A 17,817-nucleotide genomic window follows, 5' to 3' on the forward strand; every position below is an offset into this window, starting at 1 on the left:
CCCGCGGTGTCTGAGACGTCTCAACCCGATCTCTGGGCTGAAAAACCCTGGTGGTGTCAGCCCTGGACAATCATTCTCACCGGAGTTCTCGCCATCTCAGGCAGTTGGCTGGTGCTGCATCGCTTCTGGGTCACCATCCCTGTAACTCTGCTCGTTCTGGCCTGGTGGGTCTTGTTTCTTGTGATCGCGCCTGCCGCCTACAGAAATCAGCCGCGTTGAGCAGTTCTGAACCGCTGTTTCTCTTCCATCAACTCAGTTTCCAGCTGCTCAATTAGTTTGGTGACAAGAGCCTGAAACTCCGGCTGGCAGCCACGGAAGGCCGCCTTGTGCCGAATCGGTTCGTTGCGCATGCGCAGATCGGTCAGCATCAACTGAAGGGCGTCGATTCTGGCGTTGCTGTTCAAGGCTTCAGCCTGCGGGCGAGGCGAGGTTATGACAGCGCCTCCCCGATCAACTAAAAGCGCAATGTGGTTTTTACAAGAGCTCCGAACTGGCTCAGCCGCTGGTCTTCCGGGGTGTTAGCCCCAAGTGGTCTGCTCAGAAAGAACACTGCAGGTGTGACAGTGATTGCGTCCGTCACCGGCAGCATCGTCCACTACTCCATCACGTAGCCAGCATCATCGGGGCTTGTTCCGCTAACCAGAGCTGTTGCGAAGATCGGCTGACCGACGGCTGCTCCCATGGCTGTTCCCGTGTTGAACAGGTCACTCCACTGAATTGCCACAGTCCATGACTGGGAAATGGCGACGAGTCCCTGGCGATCGACTTCTTTGCGGTAGCGCGTGCTGTTCCATCCCCAGCCAAGGCTCACCGAGGGAAGCCAGCCCGCTTCAGAGGGTTGCCAGTAACCGCTGAGCGCGGTGCTTGTGGTGATCCCAGGTTGCTCGAAGCTGCGCAGGGTGAAGGGACTGGCGTAATCAATGATCCCGAAACCATTCTCGATGGCCACCACTGCCGCCACCACTCCCCAGTTCTGCCTGGCATAGCCGAGCTGCAAAGTGCTGCTGCTGCCGAACTCCTCACCAATCAGCCCGGAACCACCTGAGCCTTCATTGCCTCTGCCGGCGATGTAATTCGCACTCGCACTGAAGGACCCTTGTTCCCAGATCACGCCGCCACCAGCTCCAAGATTGCTGCTGTAAGCACCTGAAGCACCGGCCTGAGTGAACAGATCCAGAACGGTGTCCTCTGGATAAAGGCTTGGTCGCATCCCGAGCATCACGGTCTGGTTCACGCGGCTGCCCAGCGTGATGGTCCAGTTCTTGCCGAGAGGAAACTGGTACCAGGCCCGGTTCACGCCGATAAGGTCGGGAGAGCGGCTTTGCTGGAAGGCCACTTCAAGCTCGGAGAGTTTGCTTGGTCCGCCCCCTCCGAAGCTGTCTGCGCTTGTGTCGAGATTGCCTCCCCGCAACCTGATGTTGAGCAGGTCTTTGCCGGTGAAGCTTGTACGCAGAGTCAATTTCTGGTCATACCCGGATTGCAGCGCTCCGTAGCTGCTGCGGATAGAGCTCAGGAGATCCGCATCGCTTCCGGAAAAGAGGTTGCCGCCGAGAATGAACGAGCTGACTCCCCGCAGCTTCGTGGTCGGCGAAAAACCGAGGTTCTCCAGCTCAGTGGTGCGTTGCTCGACGCGCTCGATCTGGAGGTTGAGCGCGCTCAGTTCAGATTGAATCTCGCTCAGCAGTCGCCAGAGCGGATCGGTCATCGTGACCGTGTTCTCCAGGCATTGGTGGAGAACATCTGCAGCCTGATAGCGATCCTGCAGAGGTTGTGTTGATGCGCAATCCGCTTTTCGAAACAGTTCTCGCAACTTGGGGGAAACTGTTGTCGACGCCGGCTCGAGATGTTGCGTTTGGGGGGAAACCGAGAAGGTCTGAGTCGAACACAGCACTGCAGCCATTGCCGTGCCTATCAGGCGCTGTGAATGGAGGCGGTTCTCAATTCAGGCGGTGACGCTGTCGAGAAGCCAGATGCAGAGAAGACCGATGAAAAAGGCCACATTGACAACTCCTGAATCGTCTTCCCCTCTTGCATGAGCTTCCTTCATCACCTCCTCAACAACCAGGTAGATCAGAGCTGCAGTGCCGAAGGCGAGTGTGCCGGTCAGTGCAGGTCCCTGCAACCCGTTGGTGATCACAAGACTGACGCTCAGACCGATCACATAGGTGACGGCCATCAGTGCACCTGACACCCTGCTTCGCCAGCGACCCGCTCCACGTCCAAGCAACGTTCCGAGTCCGAGGGTTGCCAATCCCATCTCAAGGGCAACGGCCACAGGAATCACCCACTGCTGTTCTGCGGCTTTGCTGCTGATGCCCACCACAAGCCCGTCGATCAGGCTGTCAATGAGAAAGGGCAACATCAGCAGCAGCATCGGACGAGGCCGGCTCTGTTCAGAGTTGTCGTCGGGATCTTCCAGAACCGCATTGATCACCAGCAGCAGGGAGAAGCCGAGACAGAAACCAATGGCGAGAGCCAATGGGTGGCCGCTGTCGCTGGCAGCCGGCATCAGGTCGGCTGCTGCAATGCCAAGAACCAGACCACCCACGAGATGGGCAACAACTGCTCGAAAGCGTTTGCCAGGTCTGAACCGGCTGCCCAGCAGACCGCCCAACACCATGCTGATGGCCGGGAGGATCAGAAGCACTTCACGCTCGGGTGTACAACATCCATCCGCTTCATCCTGGCAAGACCTGCCTGAAGCCACCAGACTGCACCACGGTCAGCGGTGTGTCGAACAGTTCTGAAAGCTTTGGCCCTGTCAGTGTTGATTCAGCTGAGCCATCCAGGCTGATCAGGCAGTTCTGCAGTCCGACGACTCTCTTGATCTCCGGGATGATGACATCAACTTGGTGTGTCACCAGCACAAGGGTTGTGCCTTGCTGGCACAGATTTCGCAGGGCTCTCAGCAACGTGTGCCTTGCGCGCAGGTCCAACGCATTGGTGGGTTCATCAAGCACAAGCACCTCCGGTGCATGCACCAGAGCTCTGGCAATCAGCAGACGTCGGCGCTGGCCCTCGGACAGCTGGCCGTATTTCTCGTCAGCCAGACCATCAAGATCCATGGAACGGAGAACGTCTTCTGAGCGTGATCGCTGTTGCTCCGAAGGCGTTCTGTCCCTGCCAAGCCTGATGGCGCCGAAGAACGCTGCCAGCAACAGCTCCCGCCCTGTAAGCGAAGCCGGGATGCGTTGTTCCAGCTCGGTGCTCACGACCCCGAGACGTTGGCGAAGTGCCCAGAGGTTCACTGTCTCCGATCCAAACAGGCGCCAGTACGACCCCGGCTTCACCACTGGGTAAAGAGTGCGGCTGATCAACTTCACGAGTGTGGTCTTGCCTGCACCGTTGGGACCGAGGACGGCAGTCGACTCACCTTTGAGAAGACGTAGTGAAAGATCCTTCACGACGCGATGACCATCGATCCAGGCTTCGATGGCCTGACAATCCAGCCAGGCTGAACCGGAGTTTCTGTTCTGATCTAGACCCATCGCTTGATTGCGTGTCGATGACCAAAGCAAGACCTAGACGGCCACTGAGCTTCAGCGCACATTGAGTTGATCAACAGCAATGGCTTTCCAACTGTATTGACCAATGGGTCGATCATTCGTTGTTTGAGCCGCTTCGTTCAGTGATTCGCAATTTGCTGAGTACCCTTGTTGATCTACTTTTTATCAGTAAATAAAATAGCTCAATGCCTTCTTGATCACTTGTTATTCGGTTTGCGGATTCAGCTTTTTATATGCTCTATATGTTTCTACTGTTAATTTGAGTATTGATCAGCAAACTGTTTCCAGGACAAGCACACAATGCATTTGCTGCTGGTTTTTTATAGAAGCAAGGATTGTGCCAGCAGCAAATCCAGATGTGTTCGCCGTTTTAGGGAGAAGCCCCAATGGTCTTCATTGAGTCAGCTGCTAGCAGCCAGAATCATCTCAGCGGATGAGGTAAGACCTGTTTGAAAGCCTTTGGAACTTTCGACTAAAGGCAAGAGGCCCGAATCCAAATTCAATGAACCCATGCCAATGCTCTGGGATCCGTCTTTATCTTCTATTCCAATTAACGAAAGCTCAAAATTGTTGAATTCGTCAACTGATCTATCACCATCTCTTTCTTCAGACTCGGCAATCAATGATACTAAATAAGTTTCAGCAAGATTTGAATCGCCTGGCTCTAACTCACTGTAAAGACGAGCGATGAGCTGACCAGACCCCTTGTTGTCAAATTCAAAGCGTAGTTGATCAAGGCCAACTCTATTAAGATCGAAACTAATTAATGCGTCAGGAAGAACGTCAAACTTTTCCACACAGGGCATCAAGGCATCTGCACTGAGGTTTTCCAAGGATGTTTCCGGCTCGTCTGGTAACTCCGCATCTTGGAAAATTTTGAAAAAACTGCTGGAAAGACCAGGTTGAATCAGCCAGATAATTTGCAGCTTCTTCAAGTGCCAATCCCAGAATCTGAGCCTGCTCCTCGTCCTGTTCCCCCGCACCTGAGGTCAAGATCATGTTCTTTGTAGCGCTGACACCTGATGCCAATGATTTGCTGTTTTCGACCAAAGAAAGCATCCCCGAGTCTAAATTCAAAGAACCGAGACCACCATTCTTTGAGCCATCAAAATCTTCATAGGCAATATATGCCAACTCAAAATTTTTAAAGTCGCAGACCGATAAATCACCACCATCAGTCGTTTTCTCCGCAGGCTCTGCAATAACGGAAATCAAATATGTTTCGGCCAGGGTTGATTGGCCTGGCTGCAGTTGATTGAAAAGACGTCCCAGCAACTGCCCAGAACCAAGATTTTCAAATTCGAAACCAAGCTGGTCAAGCCCATCCTGATTAAGTTCATAGCTTGTGAACTTGTCTCCCGGATGGTCGTAGCTTTCCAAGTAAGGAATTAAGGGATCTGTAGATCCTTTGCTGAATTCCTTGATTGGCTCTGCTGGTAAATCAGCGTCGTGCAACAGGTTGGCAAAATTCTGAAATGTTCAATTTTGACTGGCTAAAAATTCAGCAGCACTGTTCTGTGCCAGATTCGCCACTTCAGCTGCCTGCAGTTGATCTTGCTTGAAGGGATCCGATGTTAAAATCGATGCAGAAGCAGCAACTCTGTTGAATTCCTCTTTGCTGTTTTCAACCAAAGAAATAATTTCAGAATCTAAATTAAATGATCCAATGGCTCGAGAGATTGATCCATCTTGATCATCAATTCCGATGAAAGCGAGTTAAAAGTTGTCTATATTTTGAAAGTCAAAATCATCGCTTTCTCCGGAACTTTTCTCTCCTGGTTCTGCAACTAATTACACCAAAAAGGTTTCCGATAGAGTTGTCTCACCTGGCCGGCTGAATGTGTTGTAGAGATGTGCAATCAGTTGGCCAGATCCCAGGTCTTCAAATTCAAATCGAAACTGATCTTGACCCAGATCATTTGATTCATACCCTGTCAATCCTTCGCCAAAGGGTGTGAACTGCTCGACATAGGGCATCAGCGAGTCCAGGACTTGGCTGTCCAATGACACCGACGGCTCACCGGGTACGACGGGAGCATGGAACGCATTCGCAAATTTCCTCACAGACCAGCTTTTAGAGGCAAGTACAGATGCGGCACGCTGCAAAGCCAGGATTAGTGCCTCAGTATTGCTCGCCTGTGCTTGTAGAGGGAGAGACACGCAAGACATCGATTAAAATCCTGTTTTTATTTGCTTAATCACACATATTTCCTAGTTCAACGGAACGCCTGATAAATTTCATATTCCATTGGTTTGTGAACTGTGAGATAGGGTATTTGATTGTCTTGTCACTCAACGACTCGCTGAGTCAAGCGCTATTTAAGTTGATAGAGCTTTCGCTTTTTTTATACTATCTAACAGTGTTGATCTTGTTTATTCGAACGTATCTGGCTGAAAGATTATAATGATCAAAGAAATTTTTTTAGTTGGTCATCCAAGGAAAATATCAGCACAGGCTTGTTGCAGTTGCGATTTGTCTAAATGGTCAGATCGTTGACATGTGCCATCGATCTTTTTGCGGCCACGTCAAGGGCATAATTATTTTAAAGTTAGAATAATCTTGATCGGAAGACTGTGAAATAAGTGTGTCTGTTAAAGCGATGGAAAGCATTAGTGATGGCCGAAGAGTTTCTTGGCTTGTTTGTCGTGACTGGATTCCAAGCGTATATTGAAATGTTTGAGTGGCTGTTGGCGTTAAGGTTGATCTTGCTGGATCCATGAGTACTTCAATTCGCTGATATGGTTTTTAAGGTAAGGAGTGAATCGTTGATTTTCAGCGAGGTTTTTTGAGTTTCATTCAGATTGGAGCCTCAAAATATGTGGTATCACCTCACTAATTCACGAGGAAGATCAATTATGCTTGCTCGATAATCTGGCCAACTCGCTCAAAGACGTCAGACGCTATGACCTTCATGGGTGTTTGGCGCGAGTTGTTGAAGATCTTCTGCGTTCTGAGCGCAGCGCACCATGCTTTGTTTGTTCAGCCGGTGCCTGATGCTTCAGCTTTGTTTCATTGAACCGACCCTTCTGGATCTGCGGGGTGGGTTTGAACTGTTTTTCCTCTGACGGCTAATCCAGTGTCTCCTGTTCATGAGTTGTCTGATGACCCCAAGCTCCGGCCCGGGCATGCTTAGGGAATGATGGGTTACTGCAGATCATGGAGGCTGTCGCCTCGTCGAGGGACATCCGTAACCTGGAGTCTGTCGAAATGAACTATATTTTCGATCCCTGAGGACACACAATGATTCCGGAACCACATGAGCTCTTCGACATTGACAGGGGATCAGACAAGCTTTTTATGATCGGTACTGCGTGGATTGTGCTGTTTTTGTTTCTGTTATAAGTGCAAAACTGATTGTTTGATTTTAGAGATGCTGTCGGTTCTGGAGTGAAAGTTTTCAATGCCAGCAATTAACTGACAGCTTTAGAGAAAAGATCAGCTGCAATTTTTTAGACATTCATAATATTCTTGCTCCTTTCTGGGTGTCTATCGTTGTTATCTGCTCAACTGATTTGCGTTTGGGTTCGGGAGCTGCAACGTTCAGTGTCTTGTTGTCATTCTTGGGTGTTTCAATTTCTATGTAGCAACACTCATTGCTAGGCAAGGCTAATGAGTTATGTGTGATTCACTGAAATTTGAGTCCTAGTTTCTTCATAACAGCATTTAAGTTGGTGCGAAGTGACCTGTTTTCATCGCGAAGTTTGGAAATCTCCCCCTCTTGAGACGAAGTCTGCTCTTCAAGATGTTTGATTTGCTTACGCAGCAGAGCTACCAATTCTGCGGTTGCCTCAGCTCCCGGTGCTGATTCAGCATTGTTTTGATTTGGCTGCTGTTTCAGCAGTGCTTCAAGTTTGGCTTTGAGCTCCTCGATCTGCTGGTCACGACTGTTGAGGTCACTCCTTAAAGCAGCCATGAGATTTCATCGCTGCTCGCATTCGTTGTGTTGTTCTTGTCTGCTGTTGTGTTCTTCTTGCCAAGGGGGAAGGAGAAACCCAACCGGCCGGCGATGGAGGCGGTGGAGCCATATTCGTAATCCACCGATGGGGTGTACGACAGTGCACCGTTGAGGTGCAAACGATCGCCCACTCTCACGGCACAACCTGCGGAGATGGCGTACTGAGAGCCATAAGCACCCGTGCCCACTCCGCAGCGAGCCGGTTCATCTTCCTGAAGGGTCACTTCCGGAATCGCCGACATCGCGGAGGCGATGGCACCACTGGCCTGCACGGCCTGACCAAGACCTCTGGCAGCAGACTCCAGCTTGGGAAGCTTCCTATTAACAGCTTTGTCGAGCTGCTTAAAGGACATTGAAGTGCGCTCAGGGGTTCCATCTTCATTGGCAGCGATGATTTCGGTGCCATCACCAGCCAGATTCGGTGCGGTCACTTCTGTTTTGGACGTTCCCAGAACAATCTGGTCTTTACGGGTGGTAGCTGCTCCAGCTCCAACGGCAGAGGAACGGTCATAGGTGGCCGTGGCTTGAGCACCGATTGCCACAACCTCGGTTCCAATGGCACGAGAGGTACCAATCGCAACCGCATTAGTCCCATCGGCATAGGCATACGCACCCTGAGCCGTGCTGTTAGTCCCCAGTGCTGTTGCTTTGGTGCCGACAGCGACAAGATCGGTGTTAAAGCCTTAAGCACTAAGTAATTTTTTCATTTTGATCAGCGTCCTAGAGATTGCAGAAAGCTTTATAGACGCAGTAGATGCTTTTCGAGATTTAGATTGGCGCGCATTGTGTTGTTGATACTCAGTAGAAAAATCAATAGCATCATTCACAATAAGACTCTCCATCAATAGATGCCAACAAATGCTGGTTAGGCATAAAAAAAGACCTGAGCGAAAGCGAAAAGGTCTTAGTAGTTATTGCGGATGAAAGCTATGGCAAATTAGTTTATCAGCCAAAAATGCCAAAAACTTGGTCGATAATTCCTCTTCCGGTCAGAGCTTCAGTTGCCAAGCCAATGGCAAGTCCGAGCATTGCTGAACGTCCATTGAGCTTTTCGCTGAAGACTTTGGTTGAGTCAGGGGTGAACTTGTCGGTTGCTTCAGGCATGGGACAGGATGCGATTGTTCAATATTAACGAATGTAAAGGCTTCGTGGAGGCTTTACGAGATGCCACTCAGTCACTGGTTTTATCGGCAGGCAAGCTGCATTGTTGAGTGTTAATACTTATGGAAAAATAGAACTAATCTCCCGAGTTGGCCGGGGCAAAAAGTTATGGATCCAGCAGGTGCTTCGGACTTTGGCTTGGCAGAGCAGCGTTGCTGGCGCTTTGGCTTGCGTGGAATCTCTTGGATGAGTTCGTCAAGCTTGGTTGCTTCATCAGGCAACGACCTTCCTGTTTGTCCTTAACAAAGGTTTTTGACAAAGGCTCACAGACAGCGACAACCTCAACAGGTTGTGCTGTCTGGTTGGTCTTGGTGATGGCATCAAGTGCCGATTCATGGTCAAGTTTGTGCAGATCTTTTCGGCGAATATTCACACGCTGCCAACCACCAGAACTGTCAGGGATATGCACGTTCAAGAAACATGCAAGGCCTTTGTTAGTAACAGCAATTGACAGTGGTTCAACCAGCTGCTCGGACGTGAGCTGAAGCATGCCCAGTAGTACTAATCAAGAAGCCCAGGACGTCAGTCCGTTTCTGATCTTCCAGTGCTCGCCTGATTTGGTGACGAACTGCAAGGTCAGTTTGTTTTGTACTCCAAGCATCGAGTCGTTGTACGTGATGGTTCCGATGGAGTGGTCGGTGATTCAGACGTTAACGATGTTGTTGGGTCAAGAGCCTTCCCTCCCCCTGAGGTGATGAGGCACATCCAACGTCCATCGCTCTCCGCAGTAGGAGAAGTCACGAACAGGGTTGTCATGTCCTGAGCACGTAAGGCGCTGATGCTTTCTTCGAATCCATCCAGTCCATAGACAAGGTTGTTCATAGGAATGAGAGCACGCAAGAAAAAAGCCGCTGTTAAGCGGCGTGGGTATTGGATTTACTGAGCGTTGATGGCGTGCCAGGACCAAGCCTCGACATAGGCATGCACCTCATAAAGATGCTTGGGAATTTGCATTCTCTGGTCACGTGCTCCCTCATATACAGCAACAGACAGCATCTGGAAGTCACGACTATGACGGGAGGCAGCAACGAGTAGTCGTTCATCACTACGCATTGCTTGAGTGCTTCGTGGTACTCGTTCTTTACTGATCGAGGTGAGGCGCCGTTGATGTTGAAGGCAGGTAGTGAGTAAGCCGTGTCTTGTTTGGTGGATGTCGCCATGTGAGCTACGAATGACGACCAAAAGAAACAGCTTCTGTTAAGCGGCAATATCTCGCTTGCAACACCCCATTGGAGGCATAGGCATCAGAGGAGGACGATTATCCGTCAGGTTTTAAAGAGTTGACGATCTCAACCTAGTAAGTGATTAATAGAGAAGTCATCCGTGTAGAAACATGCTTACTGGAACCGAATTACTGGCCAAGGTCAAAGACCTCGGTGATGTTTCCAAGACCGATCTTGCGACAGCCTGCGGTTACGTCTCTAAGAAAAAGGACGGCAGTGATCGGGTCAACTTCACCGCGTTTTACGAAGCCTTACTGAATGCAAAAGGCATTGAACTTGGTGGTGGGTCCGCTGGTATGGGCAAAGGCGGACGTAAGCTCAGCTACACAGCCAAGGTCCAGGGCAACGGTAATCTACTGGTGGGCAAGGCCTACACAGCAATGCTTAACTTGCAACCTGGGGACGAATTCGAGATTAAGCTGGGTAAAAAAGCCGTCCGCCTGATCCCTGTTGGTGGTGAAGAGGAGGAGTGAGTCTCTTCACTAATCAGTAAGTCCATAGCAGGCAGAGCTGACCAGCGGCTCTGCCTCTTTTCTTGGACATCAATCCCATGACTTCTCAGAGACCTCTAAGAGATGCCAGTGACTTTCATATGTATAAAATGAGAGTCGCAATTGCCAATGGAACTCAAGGAATTCATCAACGGCGCTGAGCCTCAGTGGAAGTGGAGCACCTACACCAATGAAGAGGTAGGGATTCGCGACTTTATTAGCTGCGACTTAGAGACCCCTAATGGAAACACCATCATCATCACGCAGGGGGAAGACAGCAAAGGAAGGTTCAAATATTTTCTTCCCCAGTTCAGTAAGCGCTATGCGTCTGTACAGGCGTGCCGCAAGTATCTGAAGAAGAATAGAAATGAACCACTGCATCCTTCTGAAAGCCGTCCGCCTGATTCCTGTTGGTGGAGAGAAGGAGGAGTGCGTTAGCTTTGTTCTCGCTAAATCTTCGCTTTGCCTCTATCGGGGGTAGGGCTTTTGACTGATATGTCCGATCGGTAAGTCCAGAAGACAAATTCCAGAGTCCTCGCTAACAATAAGTGACAGCTATTGGTTGTATTCAATAATATGGTCCGTTATAGTCACGAATTTATCAGGCGATTGCGCTTGCGCCATCGTGGGTACATCGCACTTCTGATTGCGCAAGTTATCTTTCTGATACTGCTACCTGTAGCCGAACGTTTCCCAAGTTTTCAATCTTTTCTGAACATAGCTCTGGCCGGGGTGTTGCTTGGCCTCGTTAGTCGATATACACAAATTAAAAGATTGAATTCATTCTTTTTCGGTCTTGGGATTTTGGCTATCAGCCTTGAAGTGATTTGGCGTTTAAGTTTGGAAGTTCTACCAACTCTTGGCCATTGGCTGACGCTTTCACACGTATTCGTTTGGATCCTGTTTTATTTGTTGAGTATTTTGAGACTTATAAAATCACTTATACGCGAGCCATTCGTAACCGTTGCAGTCGTAATGGCAGCTGTGGAGGGTTATCTATTGATTGGCGTGGCTGGTGGTGTATTAATGACGGCAACAATGGAGATGCACCCTGCAGCTTTTGATTTCAGTGTTTTAACTAACGCTCATGCACATAATGGACTGGAAAACATTTCGAACAGTGTCAGTCTGTTTTCACCTGTACTAATGGCAGCAGCTTTCAATATTTTGACAACAGTTGGATCAGGTGTTGTCAATTCAGGTGATACGACATCACAGGTAATCGTCACGATCATCACAGTAAGTGGTCAGCTGTACATAGCAATCTTGATCGCTTTGATTCTAGGTCGATCCCATTCTCGATAAAAACTAAAATACAAATCATCTCTACATGCTTTTTATATGCTCAAGACTTCGAGTCATTGAAGTCAGCTACAGCCTTGTATGAAACTCGAGTAGCTACCTGTGGGTCACCGTTGTGATCGGTCTTTGGCTTGCCGTCATCATCGAGGACGTCTCGCTACAGGCTGGTGCTTACATAGCAGCTGAATTAACTACCACCGTTAAATGCATGTGGATGTCCAGTCATTTATTCAAGGCTTGGTAAAGTAAGAGAAAATTCAAATGCAATGAGATATCTCATTTCCTATAGGGATGGTGGTATTGACTATGACTACGAGTCGTACGACGAATTAGAGGACGCAAGGCAAGCTTATGAGAGAGCAATAGAAGATCTGCAGGATGCGGAGTCTGTGAAGTTGGCAGACACAACTGGCGACACGATTGATTGCCACTTCTTTTGAGTTGGTGAAACAGGCGCAATCGAGAGTATTCCTCTATGAGGCAGTACTGTCAAATCGAGAGCTTTTAAGTTGTGTTTTGAATGCATAATTCAACACGGAATGTATATTCAACTGCTCAATCTAATAGTAACTGTTCATTAATGATTTCCTTGTCAGCTTTAGGCTGCAAGATCTGTTGATTTGAGTATTAGTTGATTGACTGCTGATTTTGTGAGGCAGGAACCATTCAGTCGTGAGTCAGCAAATTTGTATACGCATCAAACCGGCACCATGCATGCCGAACATTGTGTCACTCTAAAAATCAGAGCATGAAGCAGGTCTTTGAGTTTTAGTTCAAGATTAATCCTCGCTGTTTGGCCAGCAATGCAAAGTCACTCTGCGATGTCTATGAAAAGCGCTAGCTTAATCATAAGCTCTCTCTTCAAAGACTTACTGAATCAGGCTGTCAAATAATTGGTCTAGATGTTTATTGTAAGCCCTTTATCTCTGGTATTGTTGATAGTGCAACAATACAATTCGGGGTCCATTGATTAATATAGATACTCTTCTTGGTGAGATGAGATTACGCAATCAGATGTTGGGTAGGCAACGCACATGAGGACAAAGCCAGCCCCCAGTTGGTCGTCATCAAGGAAGCTTTGATCTGATTGGTCCACTGTTCCTGATACGACCCTGGCGGCACAGGTGCTGCATGCTCCTGCTTTACAGGAGAAAGGCACATCGATGCCAGCTTGCTCTGCTGCGTCGAGAATGTATTCATCATCAGGACACTCGATTGTATGAGTTCCGTTCGGTGTCTCAAGAGTAACTGTGTAATTCATATTTGTTTATCCTAAGACTTTATGAATGTCAGTGATCTTCTGCAAAATTTTCTGTATCTTAACAGCTTTTCGCTTGAATCAGTGATTACATCCCATGCCTGCCAGCATCGGCCTTTAGGGGAAATGTATTGTCATTGACGAAGCTAGATCAGTGCTGCTTCAGCTTCATGGTTGAAAATATTGTTGTCCCTGAATTACTAGGCTTGTCATTGCATCAAAAATCGTTCAACTTCATTGTGATAGTCGGCGATACCTCGTCAAATACAAGTCAGAAGTCCCTTGTAGGAGTAGAAGGATGAGGTGTTACTGCATTGCTGTTCTGCAGATGAAATGTTTGAACTTGTAGACGTGCTGTAGGTCATGTCAATGCCACTGACAGATCAGCATTGTATTGTTTAGGGGTGATGAGAACATTGCTGACTCTTTAAAAGGATTTTGGCATTGTTCTGCCGAGTAATTAAGCATCTGAGACTTTGCGATGCGCTTATGGTGTCGTTGCTCAGCTACTCGCTGTCATGTGTATCAGGTTCTTCAAAATAAATCCGAAGTAGCGTAGTGGTGAGAAGCCCCACAGTGGCGAGTGTAAGAAGCACGATCTGTCATTGATGTATTGCTGTTTTAGTGGGGCACTGCTTCTCTCACATCCCCCAAAGGGGTGACGTTGGATCACACATGGGCGGAGGAAGGATCGACTGTGTGTAGAACACTGATTCTGGTGTTTTGCCGAAGTCGCTTCAGCAGTTCCTTATCAATATTGAGGGCGATATGAGATCAGAGCAGGGATGTTGTTTCCAGTCGCGTCAATGATGTGTTCCGCCTGATGTCTGGACGTTGACTAAAGCGCTTTTTCCATGACTGTGTCAGCTGCGATTTCAGTCAGAAAACCCTGTACCGAAGTGCATTTCTGAGGTCCAGATTTCCAGGGCCTTCGCCCTGGTATTCCACGGTTAAGTCCTCGATCATTTCGTCTGGTGGAGTGTCGTCTCTGAATTTCCGGGTGATTCTGTCATCGTCTCTTTCAGAGCAATACATTTCGTATTCCCGCTTCTCCTTTCCGTCCCACCACGTCAGCAGGTATGAATGAACCGTATCCATAATCAGTTGGTTTTAAGGAAAAAGATCAGGATTTCGGCCTGATGTTCAGTAGTTGTGGAGTGTCGGGCGTCTCAGCCATGAGAGCCGACCTGTCCATGTATAGCTGTTCTCTGATTCTGTGCACTGCTCGTCGCTGTATTGTCTGAACTAACAACAGCCTTGATTGATACCAGTCAGCGCATCACAGTTAATCTGTCAACCTGTATCAGCTGTACGAAGAGCAAGTTGGACGTTGCTGTCAGCTACACCACTGACAGGGGCTCCCGCACAGCTACGTATTTTGGGCCGATGGGTTTGTCACTTATTGCACTGCTCACGAGCTGAGTTCCTGAGTCCTCCTACCAGCCAAAGCAGAATGCAACGCCGGAAGCAATGGTGCATGGTTCAGCATTGAGTTCTGGCCGTTTGGTGAGTTCCTGTTGGAGCCAGGTCTTCAAGACCTGAAGAAACAATCTGCCGCTGCTTGGATTGGTTCATAAATGCGTTAGGCGAACGAACCCGCTGGATCATTATTTGCTTTGCACAGCACTGTGACTGGATATTTCGTAACCGATCAAATCAACTGCCTTTAGCCACTTATTGTGGCTGTAATTCAGGAATTAATCCCCATTCCTTCTGAAGCGATTCAAGTGGTTGATCTGCAATGCTGAAGTAGTCAATGGCTAGTAAATCCTGTTTGCATTGTCTGCCGCGATTCATTGCGTGAACGACGCGTTCAGGATTTCCAGCCATTGAAATCTGATGGGGATTGGCGCCGGTAACGACACTGTCAAAAAGCCCCCCTTCATACATCGCCATGACACCAAGAAACCAGAGTGTGGAACCTGGCATGCTGCTACTGGCAGCTCCAAAGGCAGCATTCTCCACTTCTCCGATCAGGTCAACCTCGTATCCACCAATCACATGCAGCCAGTCATGATGCGCGAGTGCAGCATTTGCACCACCGATCTCTCCTGGTGTGGTGAATCCATGGCTTTGATAGTGGTTCCAGACAGCCGCACCAAGGGTCCCCTCTGGAAGACTTGCCAGACCTCGCCACTGCATGGCAAGTTCTGGGTCCTCTTCCACAGTGAAGGTCCAGGCGTCTGGGCCGTGTTTGCTGAGCAGATCCTCAAAATTTTCCTGTTGGCGGTCTTCCTCACCCATCCAGAACAGGCGATAAAAGTCGCTCTGGGCCTGTGCCCGAGCAGTGTTGGCAACGTCCCTGGCTAAGACCAGCGATCGATCCTCTATTTGAAGTTTTTCAGCCCAGTTCTCCAAAGAGCGTTCCAGTTGGGGAGGGATAGGGTTCACCATCACCTCAGCCAGAACCAGCAGTTCGATTAATTCTTTTCGCTGCAAGTGATCAGAGAAGATCACAGCGGCTTCATCCACACGAATAGAACGAATTGTTTTGAAATCAATTTCAACTCCCAGCAGCTCCCGAAAGATGAGGCCAAGAAAGTAAGGTTGAAAATCTGTACACCAGCCATCAGCCATGCGAGCAGCCCCAGCCACAGCGGCAGCAAGTTGTTCCGCCTGGTCGATTGAAGTATGAGCCAGAAACACGAAGTCGTTTAAACAGAATTAGATCTCAAATATAAAAGATCAGAGAAAATTTTATAATTTAGAGACATAAATATACGTCTTCAGTGTAGAAACCGCAATCTGTTGATGTGGCAACATCGATATTGCCGGTCAAAGGTTCCCTGTTATGTTCTTTAAGGATTTCGCATTGATTTCAGCTATTTCACAACCTCTGCAGGTTTCCAGACAACAATGAACTTCAGAGCCTGATCTGGATTCCGAATCCAGGCTGAAGCTGACGGTAATAGCCGTATCCATAAGGTGCGATCACACGTGGGTAGTCATACAAGGCGCGGTTATGAATCCTGCGTCCATGTCGCCAATCACGGTTGTAAGACCTTCGGTAATGGTTAAAGTCACGAACATCGCGCCGAAATTCGCGCTTTAGCTTTCTTCTCGCATGATGTCTGTGGTGATAATGATTTGCTTCAGCGGCTGGAATAAGGACTAATGAAGATGCGCTGACCGCTCCAGTACTAACAATTGCAGTGGCAATGAAACTTCTCCATCCTTTGGTGAAGCTGAGTGGTTGATCAACCATGGCTCTTTTGTAATATCTTGATCTTCACCTTTGGAACTGTTTCAACAGCTGAGCTGATGGTGAGAATCAGCTGTGATTCATAAGAGCATTTGTTGGTTTGCATATTATCTGCAGTGTTCAACCGACCACGCATCGGCTGAAACTTTGAATCGGAATCTCATAATATTTTCTATATGGGGAGAACCTTTAAATTGGTTGATGTCATCATTTGAATTGTTCTATTGGTCAGGAGTATCACATTGTGCCTTTTGGGGACTGATGATTGATGACTACGCCAATCGTTGTAGAGAAGAACATCTGATTAAAGTTATGCTGACAATCATTTCTTAAGTCCTCTAAATGAATTTGGTCAATAGACTGTCACATAGTGCTGGTTCGCTCAGCTTGAAGATGTAAGAATCCTGCTCTGCATTGTTTCAAGATGATGGAAACCACAGTCTGGACTTTTAATCTGAGTGTTCCGTTTTCAGAGTGGGCCAAAATTTATGACAGCGATGATGTTACCAAGATGCACGCATCAGTCGGCATCAAATCTTTGTTTCGAGGGGTTTGTAAAGACGATTCAACCAGGGTCTGTGCTGTTCAGCAAGCTCCTGTCGGTGTTGCTCAAAAGATTTTCGAAGACAACAAGGAAATGATCCGCGGAGCAGGCCATATCATCGAAAGCACTGTCATCACTGCTTATACAGAGCAATAATCTTACCTGTCTCTTATGTCTCGATATCAGAAAGCATCTATGCCTATAGAAGGTTGCTTCCTATCTTGGAGTTTAGAAACCTTTGATTGATCTAAATTCCCACTTTCAGCGAATGACTGACCCGTGATTAATGAAGTTTGTTTGGCATTTCAACATTGGAATTGCTTGAGGTTACAATGATTACTATTGATCATCGCAAATTAGGGTGAGTTATGGAATTTGACATCGTGGTTCTCAATCAGTTTCTCTCCAATTACCCTGACATTCCTTGGGCAAATTGGAAAGATTATGTACGTGAACAGATGATCAGCCAGGGTGATCATTGGTCAACTGCCATATTGCCTGGTAACGATATCTGGGATTGCTTGGACAAGCATCAAATTAATCCACTCCATCTTGTTCAGTGGAAGCCAGTCGAAGACACACTCTATAAAGTCAGCCTTCCTGATCATCCCCATCCGTTTGATCATCCGCTGTAAGTGTCTTTCTTGTAGTTCATGTGAAGCTTAAAATTTATTCTATTTAATTCTATCTAGTTTTTTATTAAAGCGATTATTGCGTTGGAGCTGGGTAGTGTTTTATGTTTTTACTTCTGTTGATTTTTTCTTTAAAGCAACCATCGACGTTATTGAGTCTGTAACAAATGAGCGTTAGTCTAAAATGAGTCGCATGTTTATGACAGTTTAGACCAATTTTGGACGACAGTTAAAGACGATTGTCTTTAACTTGTTTATTATTTCATGAATTTAATGAGCAAACGTAACGCGCCCTACTTTCCTCTAAGTAATCAATATTTTTATCTTGTTTTTTCTGTTGTTTTGTCATTCTTGTTTGGCTGGTCGCTGGAAGTTTATTTGCTGACCCGTTCAGGTTATATTAACTGATTCTGTTGTTATTCAGACTTTAACGCGTTGATTGATGTTGCTGAGTCGTGTTTGACTCTATTATTTCAAGGTCTGCGGTTAGTTTCTATTTTTTATAATCCCTTTTCGTGTAATATTGGTATCCTTTTCTAGTT

23 protein-coding genes and 1 pseudogene are annotated in these 17,817 nt (G+C 47.8%); 6 read left to right on the forward strand and 18 right to left on the reverse strand.

All coding sequences use genetic code 11. From position 1 onward, the window contains the following. Positions 1-6 precede the first annotated feature (6 nt). Complete coding sequence (locus tag SIB73_RS03430; protein WP_413402928.1) at positions 7-219, forward strand: DUF6737 family protein; 213 nt, start codon at positions 7-9, stop codon at positions 217-219. Here SIB73_RS03430 and SIB73_RS03435 read toward each other — a convergent pair. The 13 genes and pseudogenes from SIB73_RS03435 to SIB73_RS03495 form a co-directional block, all read right to left on the reverse strand. Further along, positions 207-404 carry a hypothetical protein gene (locus SIB73_RS03435; RefSeq protein ID WP_413402926.1) on the reverse strand — a complete coding sequence of 66 codons (198 nt, stop codon included), beginning with the start codon at positions 402-404 and terminating at the stop codon, positions 207-209. The two genes, SIB73_RS03430 and SIB73_RS03435, sit on opposite strands and share 13 nt — an antisense overlap. 191 nt (positions 405-595) lie before the next feature. Continuing rightward, on the reverse strand, positions 596-1,705 hold the full coding sequence (locus SIB73_RS03440; protein ID WP_413402923.1) for a porin: 1,110 nt from the start codon (positions 1,703-1,705) through the stop codon (positions 596-598). 237 nt (positions 1,706-1,942) lie between these two features. After that, positions 1,943-2,707 carry a ZIP family metal transporter gene (locus SIB73_RS03445; RefSeq protein ID WP_413402921.1) on the reverse strand — a complete coding sequence of 255 codons (765 nt, stop codon included), beginning with the start codon at positions 2,705-2,707 and terminating at the stop codon, positions 1,943-1,945. Next, positions 2,679-3,488 (reverse strand): ABC transporter ATP-binding protein, encoded by an 810-nt coding sequence (locus tag SIB73_RS03450; protein ID WP_413402920.1) that lies wholly within the window; start codon positions 3,486-3,488, stop codon positions 2,679-2,681. Before SIB73_RS03450 ends, SIB73_RS03445 begins: the two co-directional genes overlap by 29 nt. Positions 3,489-3,907: 419 nt before the next feature. Continuing rightward, on the reverse strand, positions 3,908-4,303 hold the full coding sequence (locus tag SIB73_RS03455) for a hypothetical protein (protein WP_413439708.1): 396 nt from the start codon (positions 4,301-4,303) through the stop codon (positions 3,908-3,910). Further along, entirely contained in the window at positions 4,290-4,961 is a 672-nt protein-coding gene (locus SIB73_RS03460; RefSeq protein ID WP_413402915.1) for a hypothetical protein, read from the reverse strand. Before SIB73_RS03460 ends, SIB73_RS03455 begins: the two co-directional genes overlap by 14 nt. Positions 4,962-4,985: 24 nt before the next feature. Then, complete coding sequence (locus SIB73_RS03465) at positions 4,986-5,138, reverse strand: hypothetical protein (protein ID WP_413402913.1); 153 nt, start codon at positions 5,136-5,138, stop codon at positions 4,986-4,988. 159 nt (positions 5,139-5,297) lie between these two features. Next, the gene (locus SIB73_RS03470) at positions 5,298-5,612 is read right to left on the reverse strand and encodes a hypothetical protein (protein ID WP_413439709.1); all 315 of its coding nucleotides are present in this window, start codon (positions 5,610-5,612) and stop codon (positions 5,298-5,300) included. A gap of 1,520 nt (positions 5,613-7,132) precedes the next feature. After that, positions 7,133-7,420, reverse strand: a complete 288-nt coding sequence (locus tag SIB73_RS03475) for a hypothetical protein (RefSeq protein ID WP_413402910.1) — start codon at positions 7,418-7,420, stop codon at positions 7,133-7,135. Continuing rightward, positions 7,408-8,004: a YadA-like family protein gene (locus SIB73_RS03480; protein ID WP_413402908.1), complete on the reverse strand. Its 597-nt coding sequence runs from the start codon at positions 8,002-8,004 to the stop codon at positions 7,408-7,410. The genes SIB73_RS03475 and SIB73_RS03480 overlap by 13 nt, the downstream gene beginning before the upstream one ends. Positions 8,005-8,037: 33 nt before the next feature. Next, a pseudogene (locus SIB73_RS03485) lies at positions 8,038-8,124 on the reverse strand (hypothetical protein); the annotation flags it as partial. A 283-nt stretch (positions 8,125-8,407) separates the two neighbouring features. Next, positions 8,408-8,566 (reverse strand): hypothetical protein, encoded by a 159-nt coding sequence (locus SIB73_RS03490; RefSeq protein WP_413402906.1) that lies wholly within the window; start codon positions 8,564-8,566, stop codon positions 8,408-8,410. A gap of 163 nt (positions 8,567-8,729) precedes the next feature. Then, positions 8,730-9,113, reverse strand: coding sequence for a hypothetical protein (locus tag SIB73_RS03495; RefSeq protein WP_413402904.1), 384 nt, complete (start codon positions 9,111-9,113; stop codon positions 8,730-8,732). A gap of 843 nt (positions 9,114-9,956) precedes the next feature. On the opposite strand from SIB73_RS03495, the gene SIB73_RS03500 reads away from it, so the two are divergent. The 3 genes from SIB73_RS03500 to SIB73_RS03510 all read left to right on the forward strand — a co-directional run bounded on the left by SIB73_RS03500 (position 9,957) and on the right by SIB73_RS03510 (position 11,642). Beyond that, complete coding sequence (locus SIB73_RS03500; protein WP_413402902.1) at positions 9,957-10,319, forward strand: AbrB family transcriptional regulator; 363 nt, start codon at positions 9,957-9,959, stop codon at positions 10,317-10,319. A gap of 147 nt (positions 10,320-10,466) precedes the next feature. Continuing rightward, positions 10,467-10,775 (forward strand): hypothetical protein, encoded by a 309-nt coding sequence (locus SIB73_RS03505; protein WP_413402901.1) that lies wholly within the window; start codon positions 10,467-10,469, stop codon positions 10,773-10,775. A gap of 171 nt (positions 10,776-10,946) precedes the next feature. Next, positions 10,947-11,642, forward strand: a complete 696-nt coding sequence (locus tag SIB73_RS03510) for a hypothetical protein (protein WP_413402899.1) — start codon at positions 10,947-10,949, stop codon at positions 11,640-11,642. 967 nt (positions 11,643-12,609) lie between these two features. Here the strand turns inward: SIB73_RS03510 and SIB73_RS03515 are convergent. The 5 genes from SIB73_RS03515 to SIB73_RS03535 form a co-directional block, all read right to left on the reverse strand. After that, positions 12,610-12,900 (reverse strand): 2Fe-2S iron-sulfur cluster-binding protein, encoded by a 291-nt coding sequence (locus tag SIB73_RS03515; protein WP_413402897.1) that lies wholly within the window; start codon positions 12,898-12,900, stop codon positions 12,610-12,612. Positions 12,901-13,776: 876 nt separating this feature from the next. Beyond that, positions 13,777-13,995, reverse strand: coding sequence for a hypothetical protein (locus SIB73_RS03520; protein WP_413439710.1), 219 nt, complete (start codon positions 13,993-13,995; stop codon positions 13,777-13,779). 576 nt (positions 13,996-14,571) lie between these two features. Further along, positions 14,572-15,336, reverse strand: coding sequence for a hypothetical protein (locus tag SIB73_RS03525; protein WP_413439711.1), 765 nt, complete (start codon positions 15,334-15,336; stop codon positions 14,572-14,574). Between the two features lie 14 nt (positions 15,337-15,350). Beyond that, a complete protein-coding gene (locus tag SIB73_RS03530; RefSeq protein WP_413439712.1) occupies positions 15,351-15,503 on the reverse strand; it encodes a hypothetical protein in 153 nt (50 codons plus the stop codon). Between the two features lie 257 nt (positions 15,504-15,760). Continuing rightward, complete coding sequence (locus SIB73_RS03535; RefSeq protein WP_413402893.1) at positions 15,761-16,102, reverse strand: hypothetical protein; 342 nt, start codon at positions 16,100-16,102, stop codon at positions 15,761-15,763. 424 nt (positions 16,103-16,526) lie between these two features. Here SIB73_RS03535 and SIB73_RS03540 point away from each other — a divergent pair, with 424 nt between their 5' ends. After that, positions 16,527-16,799 (forward strand): DUF3764 family protein, encoded by a 273-nt coding sequence (locus SIB73_RS03540; RefSeq protein ID WP_413439713.1) that lies wholly within the window; start codon positions 16,527-16,529, stop codon positions 16,797-16,799. A 212-nt stretch (positions 16,800-17,011) separates the two neighbouring features. Then, positions 17,012-17,278, forward strand: coding sequence for a hypothetical protein (locus tag SIB73_RS03545; protein WP_413402889.1), 267 nt, complete (start codon positions 17,012-17,014; stop codon positions 17,276-17,278). Positions 17,279-17,817: the final 539 nt, after the last annotated feature.

Source organism: Synechococcus sp. MIT S9509, from assembly GCF_047303035.1.
Taxonomy (GTDB): domain Bacteria; phylum Cyanobacteriota; class Cyanobacteriia; order PCC-6307; family Cyanobiaceae; genus Synechococcus_C.